Annotated in this window: 11 protein-coding genes; 7 read left to right on the forward strand and 4 right to left on the reverse strand. The window is 67.9% G+C overall.

Annotation, left to right across the window (positions count from 1 at the left end; genetic code table 11):
* Positions 1 to 18: 18 nt before the first annotated feature.
* From AC3WT6_RS01775 to AC3WT6_RS01795, 5 genes are all read left to right on the forward strand, one after another.
* The gene (locus AC3WT6_RS01775; protein WP_492651835.1) at positions 19 to 1,101 is read left to right on the forward strand and encodes an MBL fold metallo-hydrolase; all 1,083 of its coding nucleotides are present in this window, start codon (positions 19 to 21) and stop codon (positions 1,099 to 1,101) included.
* 495 nt (positions 1,102 to 1,596) lie between these two features.
* Positions 1,597 to 2,037: a hypothetical protein gene (locus AC3WT6_RS01780; RefSeq protein ID WP_492651836.1), complete on the forward strand. Its 441-nt coding sequence runs from the start codon at positions 1,597 to 1,599 to the stop codon at positions 2,035 to 2,037.
* 82 nt (positions 2,038 to 2,119) lie between these two features.
* On the forward strand, positions 2,120 to 2,677 hold the full coding sequence (locus AC3WT6_RS01785; RefSeq protein WP_492651837.1) for a hypothetical protein: 558 nt from the start codon (positions 2,120 to 2,122) through the stop codon (positions 2,675 to 2,677).
* A 91-nt stretch (positions 2,678 to 2,768) separates the two neighbouring features.
* Entirely contained in the window at positions 2,769 to 3,137 is a 369-nt protein-coding gene (locus AC3WT6_RS01790; RefSeq protein ID WP_492651838.1) for a hypothetical protein, read from the forward strand.
* Positions 3,138 to 3,403: 266 nt separating this feature from the next.
* Positions 3,404 to 4,156, forward strand: coding sequence for a 2OG-Fe dioxygenase family protein (locus tag AC3WT6_RS01795; protein WP_492651839.1), 753 nt, complete (start codon positions 3,404 to 3,406; stop codon positions 4,154 to 4,156).
* A 29-nt stretch (positions 4,157 to 4,185) separates the two neighbouring features.
* Here AC3WT6_RS01795 and AC3WT6_RS01800 read toward each other — a convergent pair whose 3' ends face one another.
* Positions 4,186 to 5,223, reverse strand: a complete 1,038-nt coding sequence (locus tag AC3WT6_RS01800) for an AraC family transcriptional regulator (protein ID WP_492651840.1) — start codon at positions 5,221 to 5,223, stop codon at positions 4,186 to 4,188.
* 103 nt (positions 5,224 to 5,326) lie between these two features.
* Here AC3WT6_RS01800 and AC3WT6_RS01805 point away from each other — a divergent pair, with 103 nt between their 5' ends.
* Both AC3WT6_RS01805 and AC3WT6_RS01810 read left to right on the forward strand, forming a co-directional pair.
* On the forward strand, positions 5,327 to 6,835 hold the full coding sequence (locus tag AC3WT6_RS01805) for a flavin-containing monooxygenase (protein ID WP_492651841.1): 1,509 nt from the start codon (positions 5,327 to 5,329) through the stop codon (positions 6,833 to 6,835).
* Entirely contained in the window at positions 6,825 to 7,583 is a 759-nt protein-coding gene (locus AC3WT6_RS01810) for an alpha/beta hydrolase (RefSeq protein ID WP_492651842.1), read from the forward strand. Before AC3WT6_RS01805 ends, AC3WT6_RS01810 begins: the two co-directional genes overlap by 11 nt.
* A gap of 58 nt (positions 7,584 to 7,641) precedes the next feature.
* On the opposite strand, the gene AC3WT6_RS01815 is transcribed toward AC3WT6_RS01810, so the two are convergent.
* The 3 genes from AC3WT6_RS01815 to AC3WT6_RS01825 all read right to left on the reverse strand — a co-directional run bounded on the left by AC3WT6_RS01815 (position 7,642) and on the right by AC3WT6_RS01825 (position 17,867).
* Positions 7,642 to 10,542: a hypothetical protein gene (locus AC3WT6_RS01815; RefSeq protein WP_492651843.1), complete on the reverse strand. Its 2,901-nt coding sequence runs from the start codon at positions 10,540 to 10,542 to the stop codon at positions 7,642 to 7,644.
* Entirely contained in the window at positions 10,539 to 12,371 is a 1,833-nt protein-coding gene (locus AC3WT6_RS01820) for a hypothetical protein (RefSeq protein WP_492651844.1), read from the reverse strand. Before AC3WT6_RS01820 ends, AC3WT6_RS01815 begins: the two co-directional genes overlap by 4 nt.
* A gap of 96 nt (positions 12,372 to 12,467) precedes the next feature.
* Positions 12,468 to 17,867, reverse strand: a complete 5,400-nt coding sequence (locus tag AC3WT6_RS01825; RefSeq protein ID WP_492651845.1) for a PKD domain-containing protein — start codon at positions 17,865 to 17,867, stop codon at positions 12,468 to 12,470.
* Positions 17,868 to 18,029 lie beyond the last annotated feature (162 nt).

The following is an 18,029-nucleotide window of genomic DNA, read 5'->3' on the forward strand; positions in this document are numbered from 1 at the left end:
ACCACAAGGAGAACCACCATGCGTTTCCTGAGCTGGAGTCTGGGCACTCTCGCCCTGCTCGCCCTCGCCAGTTTCGGCCTGCTGCAACTCACCCCGGTGCAAGACCGGCTGATCGACCACGTGATCCGCAAGAACGTCGACAACAGCGCCGCGCAGGCGCTGTTCAAGGACGACGCGATGCGGCTCCTGGTCTGCGGCAGCGGCTCGCCGCTACCGCACCCCACCCGCGCGCGGCCCTGCCTGGCGGTGATCGCCGGCGGCAAGTTCTACATCGTCGATACCGGGCCGGGCTCCTGGAACCAGCTCGCGCTGCGGCACATCCCGGCCGAACGCATCGGCGCGATCCTCTACACGCACTTCCACTCCGACCACATCGGCGAGCTGGGCGAGTTCAACATGCAGACCTGGGTCGCGGGCCGGCCGGCGCCGCTGGATGTCTACGGCCCCGAGGGCGTGCAGCGGCTGGTGGCCGGCTACAGCGAGGCCTACGCGCTGGACAACGGCTACCGCACCGCCCACCACGGCGCCGAGATGCTGCCGCCCGAGCGCGGCCAGATGCAGGCGCATCCCCTGGCACTGCCCGCCGACGGTCATCGCGTGCCGGCCTTCGAGGACGGCGAGCTGAAGGTGTCGGTGTTCGCCGTGCATCACGAGCCGATCGAGCCCGCCGTCGGCTATCGCTTCGACTACAAGGGCCGCTCGCTGGTGATCAGCGGCGACACCCGTCGCGACGAGCGCATGATCGCCGCCGCCGAGGGCGCCGATGTGCTGGCGCACGAGGCACAGGCGCAGCATCTGGTCGCGCGCATGCAGGCCCTGGCGGCGGAAGCCGGGCGACCGCGCATCGCCAAGATCTTCGGCGACATCCCCAGCTACCACACCAGCCCGGTGGAGGCCGCCGAACTGGCCAATGCCGCGAAGGTGCCGCTGCTGCTGCTCTATCACCTCACCCCCTCGCCGCCCAACCGCATCGCCGAGCAGGTGTTCATGCGCGGGGTGAAGGCGGTGCGGCCCGCAGGCGTGGTGCTCTCCGACGACGGCACGCTGATCACCCTGCCACTGGCCGGCGGCGCGCCGCAGGTGGGGCGTTTCGATCCTTAGTTAGGGATTGAATGAGCTAAAGGCTCTCTCAGGCGCCGTCGCGCCGCCGAGACCGGAACACCGCGTAACGCTCGGGCCGCCCCTCGGTGGCGGCCCAGCGTTGTGCTTCCGGCCCGCTCAGCACCCCAAGAAAACGCGGAGCCTTCTTTGCCGTCGTCACCCCATCGAGTCTAGGCAACTCGCCCCCCCGGCGCGCCGATGTCATAGAGATGCCGCTTGCCGCGCAGTGAGGATGAGGCGTTTAATCCAGTGCAAATAGGATTGTTCGGCACCCAGGCTTTGGTGCTTCACCCGCAGCCGCGACCGAGCCTGATCCAACAAATGGGAGCCTTGGCCGTGTCCACCCTCTGTTCCATGTTTCATCCCTCCCCAACTGCGAATCTTCTGTGGATTCAGCATGTTGAAATTTCCCGTTCCAGATTATACGGACGCGCCGCCAGATTAGACGGCGATCTGTGTTCCATCTAATTAGCGTTGGGCCTCACAAAAATGACAATGGACGATCTAGACAAGTACGCGTTGGAACAGGCGAAGATCGAGGTCGATCAGACTAGGTCATGGCCGACCAAGATTCTGGCCTTTTATTCGGCAATCAACGCCGTTCTTGTTACTGCCTACTTGGCCGCAGGCACTTCCCATCCGGTGCTGCAATCTACGGGCGTGCGCGTGGTGATCACTGCCGTGATCTCCATTTCATTAATATGGGTGGTCGCACTTCTCGTCAGAAATCACCTTTCGTATCTGCGTTATCGCAACATGCAGATTCGCTTTCAAACAGCGAACGAAAGCGATCTCAAAGAGCGCTTCTCGGTGCCAGAAGAGTGGTTCAAGCTCAATGAGGTATGCATTACGACACGCGGCCAAGGGTGGAGCTTCTACGCGTTCATGGCACTGCTGGTTACCGCAGCGGGGCTGCTCGGTGTGTGGGGAAAATGAGGCCCAACCATGCCTTCCATCCGACGTATTTGCCGCCGCTTCGCGTCGTCAAATCCGCGGCTGAAGGCGGGCGTTAGAACTCATGCTCGGACTTCCTGACATAGCAATCGGCGCAATCGCGGCGGCTCTCATCGCAGGGCTGGTGTCTTTGCTCGGTTTGATAGTTAGTAAAGAGCAGAAGGTCTCTGAGTTCCGCCAAGCATGGATTGATGCGTTACGAGCCGAAGTGTCGGCGCTCATCGCTCATGCAAATGCCATCCATGGGGCCGGTGCGGCTGGCTTTCAAAGCGTCTCAGACGCATGGAAGGTGGTGAGGCCCGACTTCGTTGGAATCAACGAAGCTGCAGCAAAGATTCGGCTGCGGCTAAATCCAAAGGAAACAGAAGCAATCGCTGTCCTGAATCAAATCGAAAAGCTGGAACAGCTGTTTGCGCCCGGTCGCTCAATGGACTACAGCCAGATAAATGACGTCGAGAAGAAGCTGGTTGCAGTGGCGCAAGTGCTACTCAAGCAAGAGTGGCATCGCGTTCAAGGCGGGGAGCGCGTTTACCGCATTGCTCGCTTCACCGCGCTTTCGGTCAGCCTGGCCTGTGTCTTGGCGTTGCTTGCCGCCGCAATAGCGCGTATTGCGGGCATATGAGTTCTAACAAGGCGCTCCAGCCGACGTTTTTGCCTTCGCTTCGCTACGGCAAAAACGTGGCTGAGCTAGGGCGTTAGGCAGGAGAAGAATCGTGAGCTTCGACATAGTCGTTTTGAAGCCGACGCAATCCGTCAGCTCATTGACGGAGGTAGAAGACGCCGAGCCGCTTGGTACACCCACAGAGATTCGAGAGGCGAGTGCAGATTTTTTCGCTGGGCTCGTTTGGTCGTCTGCCCGTGACGGCTCGTGGTCCCCACCCGAGGGCTTCGTGGTGGAGTTTCAAATTGCTGAGGGTGAAAGGCCACAGTCACTCCATCTCTCTCTTCACTTCGGTCCGAATTGGACAGATGCAACCAGCGATGACTTCCACAATCTAGTCCAGCGCTTATTCGATGAGTTGGGTTGGCAAGCGTTTGCTGTTTCAGATAATTCACCACTCTTTGAGAGCCCGAATGCCTAACAAGGCACTCCAGCCGACCGCTACGCCTCCGCTGCGCTCCGGCGTGGCTGCGGCTTATGCTCGGCGTTGGAGATAGAGCAACGCTTTTCTGCAGTCGCGTTGCCGACAACGGCCAGCATTGATGACCTCACATTGCGTTCATAGGGACTCAAATCCGGTTCATTGACGCTTGCTCCGGACAAGGCCGCGAGCACACACCGCCAGCCCTTGCCACTTGCATCGCCGGCCGCGCTCGGCTGCAATCCGCGCCCCGACCGGAGCGCGCCGTGCCCGCCTCAACCCTGGAGCTGTCCCCCGCCCTGCTGGCGCCGCTGGCGGCCGAGGGCCATGTGTTCCTGCGTGCGGCCGAGTTCCAGGCCCAGTTGGCGACACTGGCGGCACCGGTGGATGCCGAGGCCTTCCGCGACAGTTGGAGCCGGCTGGAACTGGACCGCTACATGGCCGACGGCGGCCGTTACCGCCGGCGCCGCCATGCGGTCTACACGCTGAGTCGGCAGCACCTGGTAAGGCTGCCGCATCAGGCGCACTGGCAGAGCCGCGACTACAACCGCCTCAACGGCGGCGTCGAACGCTGGTTCGCGCCTATCGAGGCCGACATCGGCCGCAGCGCCAGCCTGGTGCGGGTGCTGCGCTACTGCGCGGAAGTGTTCGGCGCGCTGGCGCCGGAGGTGAGCGAGTGGTTCACCGAGGTGCATCAGTTCCGCATCGAGGCGCGCGCCGGCGAGCCCGGCCAGCCGACGCCGGAAGGCATGCACCGCGATGGCGTGGACTACGTGCTGGTGCTGCTGCTGCGCCGCGACAACATCGCCCGCGGCACCACCACCATCCACAGCCCGGACGGCCGTGACCTCGGCAGCTTCACGCTCACCGAACCCGGCGACGCGGTGCTGCTCGACGACCACCGGGTCTTCCACGGCGTCACCCCGGTGCAGCCCCTGGACCCGGCGCTGCCGGCCTACCGGGATGTGCTGGTGGTAACGCTGCGGCGGATGCCGCCGCCAGGCCATCCAGACCGCTGAGCCTCCCGCCCTGGAGGGGGCGCGAGGTTCTACGCGCCCTTGGTGGATGCAGTCGGCAGCCCGAGGCTGCGGATCGCCGAGGGCGAGCGCCCGAACCAACGCGCGCAGTTGCGGCAGAGCACCGCCTGGTCGGCGAGGCCGAGGATGTCGGCGATGTGCGCCAACGGCACCTCGGACTCGGTCAGCCAGCGCCGCGCCTGATCGCGGCGCACGGTGTCGAGAATGTCGGAGAACGCCAGGCCTTCAGCCTCCAGCCGGCGTTGCAGGGTGCGCGGGTGCAGGCCCAGCAGGCGCGCCACGACTTCGCGGCGGCCACGGGTGGATGGCAGCGCCCGGCGCAGGATGTCTTCCACCTGCTCGCCCACGGTACGGCCGCCGCCCTCGTAGGCGAGCTTGAGGTATTCCAGGCTGAGCTGGTGCAGCGCGGCGACGGCGCCCACCAGGCTGTGGTCGAGAAAGTCGCTGGGTACGACGATCTCGGCGTGCGCGCATTCGAAGTCCACCGGCCGGCCGAACAGCTCGGCGTAGCGTGCCGGCGGCGCCAGCGGCGCGTGCGGCAGCGTCACCGCCAGCACCGGCGGCGGCGCCTGGGCGAGGAAGGCGAGGAAGTGGTGCAGGTCGGCCAGACAGAGATCGAACATCTGCCGGCGCGGCAGCCAGCCGGGAGTGATCAGGCTGAGCCGCAGACTGGTCTGCCCCTGCGCCGGCGCCGGCGCCTCGGCATGCAGGCTCAGCCGGATGCCCGAGCTGTGCGCGTGCAGGAAGTGGCTGGCCACCCGCATGGCCTCGCGGACGGTGGAGGCGTTCTGCATGGCGATCGCCAGCGGCCCGAGGATGCTGATGTCCTGGCGCTCGGCGATCCGCAGGCCGAGATCGGGACAGCCGGCCAGCTCGCTGGCGGCTTCCAGCAACTGGCCGTAGGCGGGGAGGGAGATGCGCAGCTCCTCGTCGACCAGCGCGGCGCGGGGAATCTGCAGGCGGTCCATCAGGGGCTCGATGGCGACGCCGCGTTCGCGCAGGAAGCCGGCGGCTCCCCGCATGCCGGCGGCGCGGATCAAGGTAGACATGTCTCCGATTGCAAAGACTTTGTCTCCAAAGATCAAGCCTGCTGGCGCATTTCCCGCAAACCTGTGTGCAGTTGAAAAAACAATTTCTGCTGAGGAGACCTCCATGAGCAAGCTGCACGCGAACGTTCTCGACGTGGTGATCATCGGTGCCGGCGTGTCCGGCGTCGGCATGGCCTGCCGGCTGAAAACCGAACAGCCCGGCAAGTCCTTCCTGGTGTTGGAGCGGCGCCAGCGGGTCGGTGGCACCTGGGATCTGTTCCGCTATCCGGGCGTGCGCTCGGACTCGGACATGTTCACCTACGGCTTCCAGTTCAAGCCCTGGCGCGACTACCGCACGCTGGCCGACGGCAGCAGCATCCGCAACTACCTGGGCGACACGGCAAAAGAGTTCGGCGTCGCCGACCGTTTCGAGTACGGCATCCGTTGCACCGCCGCCGACTGGGACAGCGAAGCACAGCTCTGGACCATCACCGCCACCCACGAACCCAGCGGCGAGACGCGGACCTACCGCGCGCGCTTCGTGGTGAGCGCCCAGGGCTATTACAACTACGACCAGGGCTACCGCCCCGCCTTCAAGGGCGAGGAGCAGTTCAAGGGCCAGATCATCCACCCGCAGCAGTGGCCGGAAAATCTCGACTACGCCGGCAAGAAGGTGGTGGTGATCGGCAGCGGCGCGACCGCCGTGACCCTGGTGCCGGCGATGGCCGAGAAGGCGGCGAAGGTGACCATGTTGCAGCGCTCGCCGACCTACATCTTCTCGCTGCCGGGCTGGGACCGCATGACCCAGGTGCTGGACAAGATTCTGCCCAGCGGCTGGAGCTACGCCATTGCCCGCAAGCGCAACCTGGAGATCTGGCAGACCACGTACAAGCTCTGCCAGCGCTTCCCGAAGGCAACCCGCAAGTTCTTCGTCGGCCAGGCCAAGCGCCACCTCGGCGAGGCCTTCACCATGAAGGACTTCAACCCCAGCTACGAGCCCTGGGACCAGCGCCTGTGCGCGGTGCCGGACGCCAATTTATTTACCGCCGTGCGCGAAGGTCGCGCCGAGGTGGTCACCGACACCATCGCGCGCTTCACCGAGACCGGCATCCGCCTCGCGTCCGGCAAGGATCTGGAGGCCGACATCATCGTCACCGCCACCGGCCTCTCGGTGCAGATGTTCGGCGGCATGAAGCTCAGCGTCGACGGCAAGCCCTACGCGCTCGCCGAGAAGATGATCTACAAGAGCGTGCTGTTTCAGGACCTGCCGAACTTCGCCTGGATCTTCGGCTACATCAACCTGTCGTGGACGATGAAGGCGGACATGGCCAGCCTCTACCTGTGCCGGCTGTTCGCGCACATGGACCAGCACGGCCAGGCGGTAGTGATTCCGCGTGATCGCGAACAGTCCGCGCTCGACGCCAGCGTGCTCGGCCAGCTCAGCGCCGGCTATGTGCAGCGCGCCAACCACCTCTTGCCGCGCCAGGGCAAGGCCATGCCTTGGATGGTCCGCAACAACTACCAGGAAGACCGGCAGATGATGCTGCACACGCCCATCGCCGATCCGCAGCATCTGGAAACCCAACCCGCGCACGCGACTCCGGCCTCGGAGCCCCTGCGCCGTGCCGCCTGAGGTCCTGCTGGTCCACGGCGCCTGGCATGGCGCCTGGTGCTGGGAGCGGCAGTTCGCGCCCTGGCTGCGCGCGCAGGGGCATGTGGTCAAGACCCTCGATCTGCCTGGGCACGGCCGTCCGGGGCCGCAGCGCATCGCGCTGTACCCGGTACGCGATTACGTCGATGCGGTCGAGCAGGCTCTAGCCGGCAGCAAAGCGCCGATGGTGGTGGCCGGCCACTCGATGGGTGGCTTCGTGGTGCAGAAGCTGATGGAGCGGCGGCCGGCGAAACTGGCCGGCGCCGCGCTGTTCGCTTCGGTGCCACCGCAGGGCGTGCTCGGCGTGGTGCTGCACCTGCTGCGCAGCCGGCCGCTGGACTTCCTGCGCTCGGTGGCCGGGCTCGATCTCTATCATCTGGTGCGCGAGCCACGCTTTGCGCAGGCGATGTTCTACAGCACTGGGCTTGATGCGAAGAGCATCGAGGCCTACTGGCAGCCGCTGCAGAACGAGTCCTTTCGCGCCTTTCTCGACATGCTGGTACTGGACCTGCCCAAAACCTCGCGCGTCGATCCGGCGCTACCGAAGTGGGTGGTCGGCGGCGAGCTGGACCGCATCTTCCCGCCCGCCGATGTGCGCGCTACCGCCAGGGCCTATGGCGTCGAGGCCAAGCTCTACTCCGGCATGGCCCACAACCTGATGCTGGACAAGGGCTGGGAGGCCGTCGCGGCGGATTTCTCGGCCTGGCTGCGCGGCATTCGCAAGAGATAGTTACTCCAGGCGTGACCCTGCCGTAACGGCGACCGCCGCAGGCTCCCGTGCGCACGACTCAGGGCAGGGCGACGCTGCCGCGATTGCCGTCGGCGTCGTAGACGACGAGCCGCGCCTGCTCGCCGCTGGCGAGGCTGGTGGCGCTGACGCGGCACTGGCCGGCGCCGTCGCAGCTCGCGCCCTGGCTGCGGCGCGCGCCGTTGCCGCCGTTGACGATCTCCAGTTCGGCGCGCACCGCCCGCCCATACTGCGCCCAAGGCCGGAAGCTGCAGCTGTCGCAGAGCCGCGGGCTGTCGTTGTCGGCGATGTAGCGGAAGCCCTCGGCGTAGCTGCGCGGATAGGTGATGGCCGGCAGCGGGAACTGGTAGCTGTCACCGCTGCGGCTGGGTGCTGCGACCGCGATGCCGTCCCAGGCCGAGACCGTGAACGGCTCCGAGCAGAAGTCATAGGCTGCGTCGGCGCGTGCCTGGCGGATGTTGCCCTCGACGCAGAAACGGTAACGCCCCAGCGGCGTGCTGCCGAGCCGGGCCGGAAAGGCGCTGTAGGCCTCGAAGCTGGCGGTCCACAGCCATTCCTGCATGCCGGCGTAGGTCTGCATCAACCCGAACAGGCCCTGCGGGAACTGCACGCGCACCGGGACTTCGCCGCTCTGGTCAGCGTAGGGCTCCCAAACGTCGGGCGCGGTCTCGCGCTCGACGCGCACCCGCGGGTTGTCGGCGGCGGTGGAGCCGCCGCGCCAGACGAATTGCGTCGCCGCGAAACGGCTGATGTCGGTCGGCTGCTGCACCGGCTCGGCCGGCCCGACATCGTTGGGCATGCCGGCCTGCCAGGCCTCGTAGGCGGCGCCACTGAGCTGGCCGATGAGCAGGGACTGCGCCTGCTGGCGGGTCTCGTCGACGGTGGCGACCAGGTCCAGCGGTTCGGCGGCCAGCTCCGGCCCGCCCTGCAAGGCCGCACCCAGCCGCACCAGCCGCGTCACCATGTAGTCCGCCGTGTGCGGGCCGTAGGCGGTGAGCGCCTTGCGATAGCTGTCGCGGCTCATGTACTCGCGGTAGCTCACCGTGTAGCCGTTGTAGTCGCCGGCGTGGCCGACCGCGACCGCCAGTTTGTAGCCGGGCGCGCCGAGGTCCTGGATCTCCTCGCGGGTGAAGTTGCCCTTGATCGCGGCCAAGTCCGCCGGCTCGGTCTCGGCGCTCAGCGCATTGGCGGCATCGTCCCAGCCGCGCGCATCGTTGTGCACCTGGGCGCGGACATGGGCGATGGCGGCGGGATCGAAGTTGTCGCCGGCGATCTCGCCGGCGCGGTTCTCGGGGTCGGCGGGATCGAAGTAGCGCTGCTGGACGGCGCAGGCCTGGGCATAAGCGGGATCGCCCGCGAAGTCCGGCAAGAGGCAGGCCCAGTCGAAGCCGTCGTAGATGTTGCCGGCGCTGTCGTCGAGCCGCGACTCGAGGTTGAGCACCAGATCGGCCTGCGGCTCGCAGGCGCAGGAGGCGAGCAGGATGTCGCCGAGCCGGAAGGCCTGGAGCTTCAGCCGCAGATTCTCTTCCACCGCCGCAAAACCCGGGCCGCTGTAGTGGTCCGGCACCGGCACACCCTCGGCCTTGAGCGTGGCGTAGAGCGTCGCCGCCGGGCCGCTCAGCGGCGTCTCGCCGGGCACGCCGTAACGGCCGCAGTCCGGCAGGCCGGCGACCGGCACGCCGATGTCGCCCTCGACAGTCAGCTCGGTGCTGCAATTGGAGACGGTGGGGATCGGGTGCGACAGCGGCCCCGGCACCCAGGCGTTGCGGTAGTCGACCGTGAAGTTGCCGGACATCGGCACCTTGGCCTCGCCGCGGCCGATGGCCTCCCAGGCCTGATGGATCGCATCGGCGAGGAAGCGGACATTGCGCTCGGTCTGCACATAGCCCCGGTGATTCCAGTCGCGCAGCGTGCCCTCACCCTCTGGGCAGTCGTCGCGCAAGGGCGCTTCGGCATCGCCTGGCCACTCGCCACATATCGCGCCGGTGTCGCTCAGCAGTTCCTTGGCGTCGCCGCTGTTCTCGGCGCTGCCGACATCGCCCTGGCTGAACAGCAGCGGCGCGCCGATGCCGCGCTCGACGAAGCGCTCCAGCGGCGCGAGATAGTCGGCGCTGTGCAGGTTGTAGGCGTCGAGGCTCTCCGGATGCTCGCCCCAGTTGACCCAGGCGGCGAGCGGCTTCGGCTGCTGCGGGTCGCTGAGGTCGTCGAAGCGGATCAAGACCAGACCGTGGTCGCCGTACTCCAGCGGATAGCCGGCCGGGGTCCCATCGTTGGCGGTGGCGAGCCGCACGACATTGCCCTTGTAGACGCGGTGGTGGACTTCAGTCGCGCCCATGCGCGCCGGCTTGAGATTGGCCGCCGCCTGCTCGATGGCCTCGGCCATCTTGCGCGCCTGGTTCTCGAAGAAACGTGCGTCGAATAAGTCCTGGAAGATGAACAGGCCCACCGCCAGCGTCGAGGCGTAGGCCGAGCTGTGGTTGTGGCTGACGTGGTAGAGGATCTGCTCGTAGCCGATGCCGCTGTCGCCCTGGTCCAGCAACTGGCCGACGCGGCGCAGCAGCATGTCCTGGGCGATGTAGTTGTCGGTCTTGAGCAGGGCGACGCGCTTGCCATCGCTGCCCTCGACGACGATGGCGCGCGCGGTCAGCCGCGACTGCACGCCGTAGCTGCCGAACTTGAGCTTGTGGGTGAGGAAGGGATCGACGTCGCCGTTGAGCAGGCCGGTGAGGGTGTCGCTGGCGTAGTCGCAGTACTGGCCGGCGCAGTAGCCGACATCCGGAGTCATGTCGACCACACCGACGCCGGCCTTCACCTGGGTTTCGGTCGGCAGCGGCGGCGGTGTGCTGCCGTCGCCGTCGCCACTGCCGGGACGTTCGCTACGACCGCAGGCAGCCAGCAGCAGCGCGGCAAGCGTGAGCGCGACGACGTGGCGCCGGCTCATGGGCTGCCGTCACCCAGCAGGCCGCAGAACTGTGGCGGCAAAACGCCCAGGGAATTGCACAGGCCGGCCAGTGGCGTCTGTGGATTGAGCAGGCTGCAGAAGGCTTCGGGCGCGCCGTTCTCCAGGCAGGTGTGGGCCAGCGAGGTCTGCACGTACTCCAGATTCAGCGCCAGTTCGGCAATCAGGCATTCGCCACTGCCGGGGGTGACGCAGGCGCGCAGGTACACCGGCAGGTATTCCAGCGCCGGCGCGTCGAACAGGGGGATGTAGGCCTGCATGCGCAGCAGCGGCGCGGTGAGGGGCCCCAGCGAGACGAACTCCTCGTAGCCGGTGTAGGGAATCAAAAAGCCGGTGTCGCCGGAGGCATCGACATAGCTGAACTCTTCCTCCGGCAGGATGTAGCCGAAGGAGTTCTGGGTGAGGCCCAGCAGCATCGCCGCAGCACCCGGATTGGCCTGCTCGATCAGGCCACGGATGAACTCGCCGTAGCTGTTGGTGGCCTCGCCGGGGATGGTGGCGATCTCCAGGCCACCAGCGCCGCCCAGGCTCAGACGGGTCACCAGGGTCTCGGCGGTGGTCGGCGCCTGGCCGATCTCGGTCTGCACAGTGCCGACCAAGTCACCCAGCACCGGGATGTCGGTGAGCGCGTGCGGGGTGAAGTCGTAGTAGCGGTTGAAGGCGCCCAGCGGCGCGGCGGCGGCGAACAGCGGGTTGGTCACCGGCAGCGTGGCGGTGACATTGCGCACCGCCAGCGCGGGGGCCAGGGACCGCGAGTTCTGCTTGAGCGCGAACGAGGCGATGGCGTCGCCACGGCAGCGCACTTTCTCGTAGGCATTGGGCTCCTCGAAGCCGCAGTCGCCACCGGCGCCGGAGGCGTCGGCAATCGGGCCGTTGAAGTACAGCGCCACGCCGCCACCCTGCTCCAGCCGGCGCGCCGCGCCGTAGATGTAGTCGGCATGCGGCACGCGCGGATCTTCGTCGACGCTGGTGGGGTGCGCCGCGTATTGCAATACGCGGGCGATCGGCCGGGCGCTGCCGGGGTAGTTGAAGCTGAGCAGCGCCAGGTGGGCATCGGCGTCGTCGCCGGGGTCGCGCGGCGGCCGCCGGTAGTTGTTGTAGTCGCTGGTCTCGCCGGTGGCGATGCGCGCCTCGGCGCGGCTGCGGCCGGCGATGGCCTCCTGCACGGCTTTCGCGGCACCGGCGTAGAGCGTGTTCTCGATCCAGTCCTGCGGCACGCCGCCCCAGAGACCCTGCAAGTCAGCGCCGGCGTGGCTGTGGGTCTGGCCGAAGACGATATGGTCCTCGGCGATGCACCAGTCCAGCGCGCAACTGGCCTCGACCACCGCTGCGCGCAGGCCCTTCTGGATCAGATTGCCGGCGCCGATGGCGTCGACCACGATGAAGGCCACCCGCTCGCCGCCCTGCTCCAGTACCAGCGCGCGAAGATAGGTGTCCTCCACCGCGCCGTCGCGGCGCGAGTGGTAGACCGGCTCCTGCGCCGGCTGGGTGAGGCTGCTGCCGAACTGGGCGAAGGGATCAGGGAAGTTCTGCGTGGGGTTGATACCGAAGCCGCCGAGATTGAACTGCTGCAGCTTGCTGCCCAGAAACAGCCGCGCTTCCTCCAGGCCATCGATCTGCGTCTGGCTGGGCGAGACCACCGCCTTGGCGGCACCGGCGCACCAATCCTCGGCGACACAGGCCTGCGCCGGCACCGGCCCGGCACCACCGCCACCATCGCCACCCGGCGCGCTGCTGCCGGAGTGACAGGCCTGTAAGGAATAAACCAGGGCCAACAGTGCCGCCGCCCGGCCGGGCAAGGTGTAGCGCATCGCTCTCTCTCCTTCACACCGGGCGCCGACCGTGGCCGGCGCCTTGCTGTCATGCCGCCGCGCCGTCGAGGGCGCGGCGGTTTGTATCGCCGAGGCCTAGGGCAGCGGCAGGCCGACACTCATGGGCACCGCCACCGCCTTCAGCGGAATCCGCGAGACGTTGGCGTAGGGCTCGCCGACATTGGTCGGCTGCGCGGTCGGCACCATGAACTGCCACTGCTGGCCGTCGATCTCGTTGATCGGCTTGCCGAGCACGAAGGCGTTGTCGACATCGGCGGTCAGGAAGTAGTGCACGCCGTGCTGCGCGTAGACGCCCTGGCGCTCCTCGCAGGCGATCACACCATCGCCGTTGCGGTCCTTGTAGCCGGCGATCACGCGGGCATCGGTGCTGGCCTCGCCCGGCCAGGGCCGCTGCACCGGGTCGTCGCCGGTGCCGTCGTCGAGGCAGGCGTCGTCGCGGTAGTAGGGCACGACTGCCGGCGTCGCCAGCGAGGTCAGACCCTTCAACTCGAAGGTGTAGACCAGCGAGCCGAGATCGCCCTTGCCCGAGACCTGCTCCCAGTTGGCGAAAGCCAGCGGCAGGTTGAAGGTCGGGTCGACCACGTCGAGGAACAGCGGGCAGCGGCCGTCGGTGCTCTCCTTCGGGCCGTCCGAAGTCAGGCAGTAGCCGGCGATCGGCGCGACGCTGTCGATCTGGCCGAGGTCGTCGTTGACGCCGTCGATGGGCACGCCCTGCGGCCGCAGGATGGTGTAGTAGCGGCCAGCCGGCACGCCCGCCTTGGCCTCGTCCGGCGTAGGCACCATGGCGCTGCGGTTGTAGTCCCAGCTGGTGTAGAGGCCGTCCGGCGGGATCGGGTGCACGCGCACGTGGTAGCGGTAGCTGATCGCGTCGCGGTAGAAGGCCTCGGTCTTGGTGACGTTGGTGCCGCTGTCCGCGCCCCAGACCTCGCGGAGGCAGCGCACCGGGCCGCAGCGCTCGCCAAGCAGGGTGGAGTTGGCCTCCCAATTCACCTGCTCGTCCTCGAAGCCGACCAGGGAGATGGTCGAGTCCGGCGACTGCTGGAAGGCGCGACCCTTCCAGCGGTCGATCAGGTCGGCGCCGTAGTTGCCGCTGCCGTCCGGCTTGGCGATGCCGATCTCGCGCACCATCCAGCGGCCGCTGGCCTTCCACACGTAGGTGTCGGTCTGCACGGTGAGGCCATCACGCGGGAAGCGGTCGGTGGAGAGCTTCTTGCCCTCGGTGGGATGGCAGACGGTGCCGCTCAGGTTGGCGCCGTAGCCGGTGTTGCTGGTGCCGAGCTTTTCCGGATCTTCGTCGGCGAAGAAGCTGCGGTCGATCCACTGGTCGGCATTGGCGTCACGCGTGTAGTGCACGTAATGCGGCTTGCCGGCGAAGCTGGAACCACCGGGCCGGCGGAACAGGTAGACGACGCGCGTCGTGGCGGGATCGAGCGCATCGACCAGGGTCACGAGCTGGCTGGGCGCGCCTTCCGGCACGTCGCCCGGCACTGAGCCGCTGGGCGCGAGGCCGCCGGCGTCCTTGGCCATGAACACCAGTTCGTCGTCATCGTCGAGGCCGCCGACCGGATCCGGCGTGCCCTTGGGCGCCACCGCGGTGCAGCCGTCCTCGCTGTCGCCGGGGTTCCAGCGTTCGAGATCCCAGGCGTAGCTCAGCTCTTCGTCGGTGCCGGAGTAGATGGCGAAATCCGAATGGCTGTTGGCGAGAAAGTAGGGGTACTTCTCGTCAACCTGCACCGGAATTTCCTTCCAAGCGTTGCCGACGTAGGCGTAGGCGGCGATCTCGGCAACCGGCACGCCGCCGCTGACCGGCTCGTCGCCGACTTGCCAGTTGGGCGGGTACAGGAACACGCCGTTGTGGGCGCTGCGCGTCGTGGTGTCGAGTGGCGTGCCGCCGAGCGCGCCGAGCAGGCCGTCGCAGAGTTGCTCCGGGAAGCCGGCGCTGTGGCACTGGTCGATCAGGCCGGTGCCGGAGGGATAGGGATAGGGCAGGCCCGCCGCCGAGGGCGCCGACCAGCCGGGGAGCTGCGAGCCGGTGAGGATCACCGCCTCCACCTGGCGTGCGGCGCTGGCAGTGCGCTGCAGGGCCGAGACCGGATCGGTGTCGAGGCCGAGCAGGGCGCCGGTGTCGTCACCGGCCTGCTCCAGCGCGCCCTGCGGATCGCCGTTGGCGAGGTTGTCGGCGAGATGGGTCAGCAGGGCGAGCAGGCTGCCCTGATCGCCGGTCAGCAGTTGCACCAGGCCGTCGACCAGGCCGGTCACCAGCACCTGCAACTGGCCGGCGACGGTGGCCGGATCGAGGCTGGCGACGGCGACGATGATCTGGTGCAGGGTCGGCGAGACGTCGGCGATCAGGCCCAGCAGGCCGCCGCCGCGACCGGAATCGGTCTCGCCCTCGCCCGGCGTGCCACCGTCCGCGCGCTGCACGAGGCTCTCGACAGCCAGCGCGAAGTCCGGCTTGCCGCCGGCGTCGGCGCCGTACAGCGGCAGCTTCAGGCTGGCGCTGACATTGACCACCGGAATGGTCGGGTCGCGCGAGAACGACAGCGGGTACTGCGGCGAGTAGCCGTAGATCATCAGCGCCAGCGAATCGCCCGCCGCAAGACGCTCGGCGACACCGACCAGGCTCAGGTCGGCGTGGTGGCCGAGGCCGCGCACCGGCAGCACCTGATCGTCGATCAGCACGTAGTCGCTGGCACCGGCCTTCTTCAGGCCCAGGCCGACGAACACGATCGCGTCACAGCCGGTGCGCAGGGTCGGCAACTGCGCCTGCTCGCAGGCGAGGTCGTTGACCATCTGCGGCGTGCTGAGCTGGATCTCGGCCTGCGCGATGCCGGCGAGGATCAGGCCGTCGGCAGCCTGCACGGTGAACAGCGGCACCACGCCCGGCCGGTCGGCCAGTGCCAGGTGCAACTGCTGGGCGGTGAGGCCCTGGGGCACCAGTTCGGCGCCGCCCTCGGCGGCGAACCACGGGGCGGTCAGCGGCGGTGCCCGCTCGGCGGCGCGGGGCGCCAGGAACTTGTCGACCGGGATGTCCACCGCGTCGTCATCGGCGAGCGAGACGCAGAGCGCGTCCTCGGTGCCGCTCAGGATGCTGGCGGCATCCTCGCCCTTGAGCTTCTCGCGGAACCACTGCAGCGTCGCGTCGCCGCGCTTGCGGCCGCCGCAGTCGTTGTTGCCGCCGTTGTTGTCGAAGTCGAGCTGCGGCACCGGAATGGCCGCGAAGTCGTTGAGGATGTGGCCGGACTGATGGGTGATCAGCCGCACGTCGTCGCCGCGCGCCGCCAGGCACTGGTAGTTCCACCAGGCGTCGTTGAAGTTGAACAGGGTGTCGCGGAAGCCCTGCGACAGCAGCACCGGAATACCCGACTGGCCCTTGCGCTGGTTGCTGCCCGGCAGCTCGTTGAGGAAGCCGGCAAGCATGAAGTTGGCGTCGAACAGGTTCTCCGGCACCGGGTAGGGCATGGTCGGCTCGTTGTTGAGACCGCACCAGTACGCCGGGCTGTGATAGCGGAACCAGTCCAGCGCCTCGCGCGGGAACTCGCCGGTGGCGGCCCCGCGCGCCAGGGTTTCCATGATGTAGGGATCGAGGCCGCGGTCCGTGGGCAGCTCGCTGTTCTCGAGTCCGGGCACATAGGAGCCCGCCGCGCCGCCGGCCACCAGCAGCAGATCCCAGCCGGTCTTGATCACGTCGCCGGGATTCAGGCTCCAGCGCAGGTCGTGCCAGGTGATGTCCGGCGCCAGCGCGTCGAGGCGGTCCTTGGGATCGACGTTCTGCAGCAGCAACTGATAGCCGCCGCCGTAGCTGCTGCCGATCGAGCCGACCAGCAGATTGGTGCCGCCGGCGACGCTGAGGCCGTCAGCCGGACGGGCGACGAAGGGCTTGAGCATCGAGGCCTCGTCGCGCCAGGCCAGGTAGTCGAGATTCTGCTCGGCCCAGTCGAGGATGCGGATCAGATCCTTGCCTTCGTAGTCCGGGTCCATCACCCGCACGGTGCCGCTGGAGTCGCCGAAGCCGCGCTGGTCGATGCTGATGACCGCGAAGCCGACGGCGCGGTAGTTGTCGAAGCCGCTGGTATTGCGCGAGCCGCCGAAGCCGTGGCCTTGCAGGATCAAGGGATGCGCGCCCTGGGCGCGGTGGGCGCAGTCGAAGGCCTTCGGCTCCAGCACCTGGAAGCTGATCTGCTCGCCGCTCTCGGAGCCGATCTGCACCTGGTAGCTGCGGTTGCCGGCGAGGTTCTTGCCCGTGGCGCAGGAGGCGTTGCCGCTGTCGCTGATCGGGCAGCCGCTGGCATCGACCGTGGTGCCGGCCGGGGTGTCGGGACAGAGATCGGCAGCGTCGGAGACTCCATCGCCATCGCCATCGCGCTGGGCGGCGCTGCAACCCTGGGCGTCGACTTCGGCACCGGCGGCGGTACCGGGGCAAAGATCGCTGGCATTGCTCACGCCGTCGCCATCGTCGTCGCCGGGCGGCACGTCGCGCACGCTGACGCTCACTTCGTCGCTGCCGCTGGCGCCGTCGTCGTCGGTCACGCTCAGGCGGAAGCGGAGCAGGGTTTCGGCCTCCACCTGTGGCGCGGTGAAGCTGGCGGTGGCGCTGTTGGCGCCGGCGAGCACCACGTTAGGCCCGGCGGTTTGCGTCCACTGATAGCTGGCGATGACGCCGTCGCTGTCTTCGCCGCCACCGGCGAGCGTGACGCTGGCGCCCTCGGCGACACTCTGGTCGGCGCCGGCCTGGGCCGTCGGCGCCTGATTGGGCGCGGGCAGCGCGCGCACCCGCACCACGACGCTGGCGCTGGCGCTGGCACCGTCGTCATCGCTGGCGCTGAGCTGGAAGCGCAGCTCGGTGTCGGCGTCCACCGCCGGGGCGGTGAAGCTGGCATTGAGGCTGTCGGCGCCACTCAAGGCCACGCTCGGGCCGGCAAGCTGGGTCCAGAGCAGGCTGCGCACCTCGCCATCGGCATCGCTGGCGCTGCCGGCGAGCGCGACCGTCGCGCCCTCGTCGACGCTCTGCTCGCTGCCGGCACTGACCGTCGGCGGCTGATTGGCCACCACCCGGTTCTGTACATGGACGCTGAGCTCGTCGCTGGCCGACGCGCCCTGGGCGTCGACCGCGGTCAGCCGAAAGCGCAGCTCGGTGGCGGCCTCCACCTCCGGGGCGGTGAAGCTGGGGTTGCCGGCGTGGACGTCGGAGAGGGTCACCGCCGGCCCGGCCAGCTGCTCCCAGTTAAGGCTGAGCGCGCCGCCCTCGGGGTCGCTGGCGCTGCCGGCCAGGGCCACGGCCGCGCCCTCGTCGACGCTCAGGTCGACGCCGGCAGCCACCATGGGCGCCCGATTGGCGGCGACGTAGCCCTCGGGATCGGGGCTGCCGCAAGCGATCAGCAGCAGCGGCAGCAACAGCGGCAACAGCAGCGCGCGCGTAGACGCGGCGACAGCAACAGCCGCGCCTGGGCCGCGCGGCTTGATGAACTCGGACATCTGGCGACTCTCCTCACCGGTGCACGGGGTACGCCGGAGCGGGCGGCGGACCCTGGTTTGTCTTGAGCCGGTGCGTGACGCAGTCATCGCCCAGCTTTAATCGAATGACAGTCTATTCAACTTACAAATCTGAAACCAATAGTAAATGCGCCCTTCGAAGGA

This window comes from Stagnimonas sp. FW305-C-60 (assembly GCF_058782965.1).

Bases quoted from the DNA above. Each gene is read 5' to 3' on its own strand.
- AC3WT6_RS01775 (WP_492651835.1), top strand. From the start codon at position 19: ATGCGTTTCCTGAGCTGGAGTCTGGGCACTCTCGCCCTGCTCGCCCTC.
- AC3WT6_RS01820 (WP_492651844.1), bottom strand. From the start codon at position 12,371: ATGCGCTACACCTTGCCCGGCCGGGCGGCGGCACTGTTGGCCCTGGTT.
- AC3WT6_RS01805 (WP_492651841.1), top strand. From the start codon at position 5,327: ATGAGCAAGCTGCACGCGAACGTTCTCGACGTGGTGATCATCGGTGCC.
- AC3WT6_RS01815 (WP_492651843.1), bottom strand. From the start codon at position 10,542: ATGAGCCGGCGCCACGTCGTCGCGCTCACGCTTGCCGCGCTGCTGCTG.
- AC3WT6_RS01800 (WP_492651840.1), bottom strand. From the start codon at position 5,223: ATGTCTACCTTGATCCGCGCCGCCGGCATGCGGGGAGCCGCCGGCTTC.
- AC3WT6_RS01825 (WP_492651845.1), bottom strand. From the start codon at position 17,867: ATGTCCGAGTTCATCAAGCCGCGCGGCCCAGGCGCGGCTGTTGCTGTC.
- AC3WT6_RS01780 (WP_492651836.1), top strand. From the start codon at position 1,597: ATGGACGATCTAGACAAGTACGCGTTGGAACAGGCGAAGATCGAGGTC.
- AC3WT6_RS01785 (WP_492651837.1), top strand. From the start codon at position 2,120: ATGCTCGGACTTCCTGACATAGCAATCGGCGCAATCGCGGCGGCTCTC.